Below are 3392 nucleotides of genomic sequence, written 5' to 3'. Positions count from 1 at the left end.
AGACTTAAAAATTGATAAATCGACTAAGAGAGGTGATCTAAATAAAACTATCGAGGAAGTGAAATTTGAAAGACAAGTGTTAAATGAACGATTTCATGACATTGTTGAGAAATATAAAACCTATCAGAGTGTCAAAGAAAATGTTAGAGATCGAGAAAATGATACTATCAAAAATAAAGAGGTCAAGAGGTAGCCATTGTCGCCAAAATTTAAACCAGGAATCAGCCTGCAGGTTTGGAAACGTGGCGACATTTAAAAGTTGTCGCCTAATTCTGTTCTTGGTTATTGATCGACGTGCCTGAAGTTTGGCGACAAAATATCTTTGTTGACTAATTTACTTGGTTCTGTTGCAAAAAGGGAAAGATAAGATTGAACAAGCTATGATAGATTTGGCTGAAATAATCTCCTGATTATCGTAATCAGTTAAAATTCAATTATTTTGTTAAAAATAAAAGAAATTCTTGAAATCACCAACTTTTTTGTATATAATTAATGTGACACCATATATAGTGTCGTTATAAATGAGGTACATCATGGGCAAAGAAAAAGAGTTGCAAAAAATAAAAAATAACCCCAAATCTGTTACCCCTGAACGCTTAGAAGCTCTGTGTAAAAAATATGGTTTTATGTGGAGGCAAGGAACCAATCATTCAATAACCTCTCATGCTTTACTGGAAGAGAGCTATCCAATACCGCGACATAAGCCGATAAAACCAGTTTATGTGAAACATGTGATAAGAATGATTGAGAAAGTGATAGAATTGGAGGAGGGTTTAAATGATGAAAGATAAAGAATATTATCTTGGATTGAACTATCCGATTTTAATTGATAAAATTTATGACGAGGGTGAATTTTTGTTCACTGCCTCTATTAAAGAGTTACCAGGACTAATCGTTTATGGTGAATCTTTAGAAGAAGTTTATGATGAAATTGAATTAGCCAAAGCAGACTGGATTGAGGCTAACCTTGAGTGGGGGAGAGAAATTAAAGAGCCCCTTGAGAATTCTCTAGAGGAGTATAGTGGAAAAGTAACTCTAAGATTACCTAAATCATTACATAGAGATGTTAAAGAACGTTCTGAAATAGAGGGAGTCAGCTTAAATCAAACTTTGGTTCAATTAATCAATGATGGATTATTCAAGCAAGCTCAAAATTCAGTAGAACAATTAGCTATTCAAATTGAAAATATGACTAAGCAATTTAGTCGAACTATAGAAGAAAAAGTTTCTGCTCCGGAGCAACATTTTCATTATATTGTGAAAAATCAATCGGAAACCAGATTATCGTATAAAGAACAAACTGTTACCGATAAACAGCAAAGTAATGGAGATAATGTTATTTTATTCTCTCTGGGAGGTTAAGATGCAATCAAGAAATATAGAAATAAGAAAAGTTACATTCAATAAGTTTGAATTTGTTGTAAAACAGGATGAGAAAACTACTAATGAAGATGGCAAAGCTACTATTAGTATGAATCTTCTTGATAGGGAAGAAGGTCAAGAAAATCAAATAATCTTAATGAAAATGGAAGTTTCCTATCCGGACCCTCAATATAAGGTTATTGCAGAAATTGAATCTGCATATTCAGTATTAGTCAGTGATTTGCCGAAAGATATTTTAGCCGACATTGAATTTCAACAAGCATTACTTGCTCCAATGGTAGAAAAACTTAGAATATATATTGGTTTGTTTTCTGAAGGTGCCTATGGAGCTATTCAAATCCCAAATCTGAATTTTAATCAAGACTAGAGTTATTCATTCTCATCGTTAAATTATCCTGATTATCATAATCAGTTAAAATTCAGTTATTTTGCTAAAATCAAAAGAAAAAAGCCTTTGAAACGTTGATTTCATAGGCTTTCTTTTTGTTGACTTATTTTACTTCAGTGAAGATAAAGTTCAGGGTGACAAAGTTGTAAAAGAGTCAATATCAATAAGTTTTATTAATCGACTAGGTATTTTTATAGGTGTTGTGGGTGCTATAATAAGGTATTGGTAATCAACTGATGTTGGTATTTGTCGAAAAATTATTGGAATTAAATAGAGAAGGGATCTCTATGAGTGTCAGCTATGAAAACATGATATTCACCTTTATAAAAAATTTGGTTTTGAGGTAGTAGAGTGTAGAAGTGATGATATTTTAATGATTCTGGGTTTGAGTTCAAAATCATTTGGAATGTAGTAAAGAAAATACAATAGAGTTTTTAAATTCAAAAAACAAATGTTCAGCTTACAGTTTTTTTTGTACTAAAATTATTGGGTTTCCAATTTATTTATATGATAAACTCCTATGTGAGAGGTGATAAAAATGATGCATCAATTTAACAAAACCATCGACTATTTAGAAAGTACACTTACATCGGAAGTTGAACTTAAAAAATTTCAAAACATATCAGGTTATTCCTATCCACTATTTAGTAGAATTTTTTCGATTCTATCAGAAATTACTTTGGCAGAATACTTGAGAAATAGAAAACTTACACTAGCTGTAGATGATCTGTTGAATACTGATCAAAAAGTAATTGATATTGCTTTGAAATATAATTATGATTCAGCTGATGCTTTTAGTTTTTCTTTCAAAAAGTTTCATGGGAATTCACCCTCAGAAGTTCGAAAAGGGAAAAACTATAATTTATTTCCTAAAATGAAATTAGCTTTAAAAGTAATAGGAGGAAGTCAAATGAATATTAAAATCGAAACAAAGCCATCATTCAAAGTAGCTGGCGTATTAAAAGAAAACATTGATTCTAATCAATGTCCGAGTACATGGGATAAATTATATAGTAAATATAGTTTTGAACAATTAGAAAGTTTTGGAAATGGTCAATCATTAGGTGTTTGTTATGAGAATGAGGGAAATGATAAGATTAATTATATGGCGGGTTATAACGTCTTGGATGACGCTAAAGCTAGAAATTTAGGACTTGATATCTTAGAAGTCAAAGAATCTGAGTATGCAGTAGTTCCAGTTAAGGGATCAGTCCCTGATTCTATTCATCAGGCATGGAAATATCTGCTTGAAGAATTTTTCCCAGAAAATGGTTACAAACATTCAGGTTTACCAGATTTTGAAGTATATACCGAAAATGATATTCATGATCCCAATTATGAAATGGAGCTTTGGGTACCAATTAGTAAACAATAAAAATGTAGATTATTAAAATTCTGGTTCTGTTGCGAAGTTTGAAAATCAAACGAGCCCTCTCTGAACTCAGAATATCTTAGGCTGGTATTCCCATTAATACCTTGATTTCAGTAGACACCGAAAAGCCGAAGAGCGTTCCATTTCTTCGGTTCTTTTTATATATTCCTCGAAGGGTCTCCATGCCCTTAATCGTGGAAGAGGCTGTACGGAGACTTTGATAAAATTTATTCCGTCGTTTAATAGGTC

At 31.8% G+C, this 3392-nt stretch carries 4 protein-coding genes and 2 pseudogenes; 5 read left to right on the top strand and 1 reads right to left on the bottom strand.

What is annotated here, in order from left to right; all coding sequences use genetic code 11:
- From HZR21_RS11640 to HZR21_RS11315, 5 genes and pseudogenes are all read left to right on the top strand, one after another.
- Positions 1–193: pseudogene (locus tag HZR21_RS11640) on the top strand (helical hairpin domain-containing protein); the annotation flags it as partial.
- 340 nt (positions 194–533) lie between these two features.
- A complete protein-coding gene (locus tag HZR21_RS11330; protein WP_180747695.1) occupies positions 534–791 on the top strand; it encodes a HicA family toxin-antitoxin system in 258 nt (85 codons plus the stop codon).
- The gene (locus tag HZR21_RS11325; protein WP_180747694.1) at positions 778–1362 is read left to right on the top strand and encodes a toxin-antitoxin system HicB family antitoxin; all 585 of its coding nucleotides are present in this window, start codon (positions 778–780) and stop codon (positions 1360–1362) included. The genes HZR21_RS11330 and HZR21_RS11325 overlap by 14 nt, the downstream gene beginning before the upstream one ends.
- Position 1363: 1 nt before the next feature.
- Positions 1364–1750 (top strand): hypothetical protein, encoded by a 387-nt coding sequence (locus HZR21_RS11320; RefSeq protein WP_126402387.1) that lies wholly within the window; start codon positions 1364–1366, stop codon positions 1748–1750.
- A 559-nt stretch (positions 1751–2309) separates the two neighbouring features.
- Complete coding sequence (locus HZR21_RS11315; RefSeq protein WP_180747693.1) at positions 2310–3146, top strand: AraC family transcriptional regulator; 837 nt, start codon at positions 2310–2312, stop codon at positions 3144–3146.
- Between the two features lie 76 nt (positions 3147–3222).
- On the opposite strand, the pseudogene HZR21_RS11310 reads toward HZR21_RS11315, so the two are convergent.
- A pseudogene (locus HZR21_RS11310) lies at positions 3223–3392 on the bottom strand (IS6 family transposase); the annotation flags it as partial.

Source organism: Pseudolactococcus laudensis, assembly GCF_013449735.1.
Taxonomy (GTDB): Bacteria; Bacillota; Bacilli; order Lactobacillales; family Streptococcaceae; genus Pseudolactococcus; species Pseudolactococcus laudensis.
Note: the sequence above shows the minus strand (reverse complement) of the source record. Positions and strands in the feature narration are given on the sequence as shown.

Coding starts and splice junctions, on each gene's coding strand:
- HZR21_RS11320 (WP_126402387.1), top strand. CDS start 1,364: ATGCAATCAAGAAATATAGAAATAAGAAAAGTTACATTCAATAAGTTT.
- HZR21_RS11325 (WP_180747694.1), top strand. CDS start 778: ATGATGAAAGATAAAGAATATTATCTTGGATTGAACTATCCGATTTTA.
- HZR21_RS11315 (WP_180747693.1), top strand. CDS start 2,310: ATGATGCATCAATTTAACAAAACCATCGACTATTTAGAAAGTACACTT.
- HZR21_RS11330 (WP_180747695.1), top strand. CDS start 534: ATGGGCAAAGAAAAAGAGTTGCAAAAAATAAAAAATAACCCCAAATCT.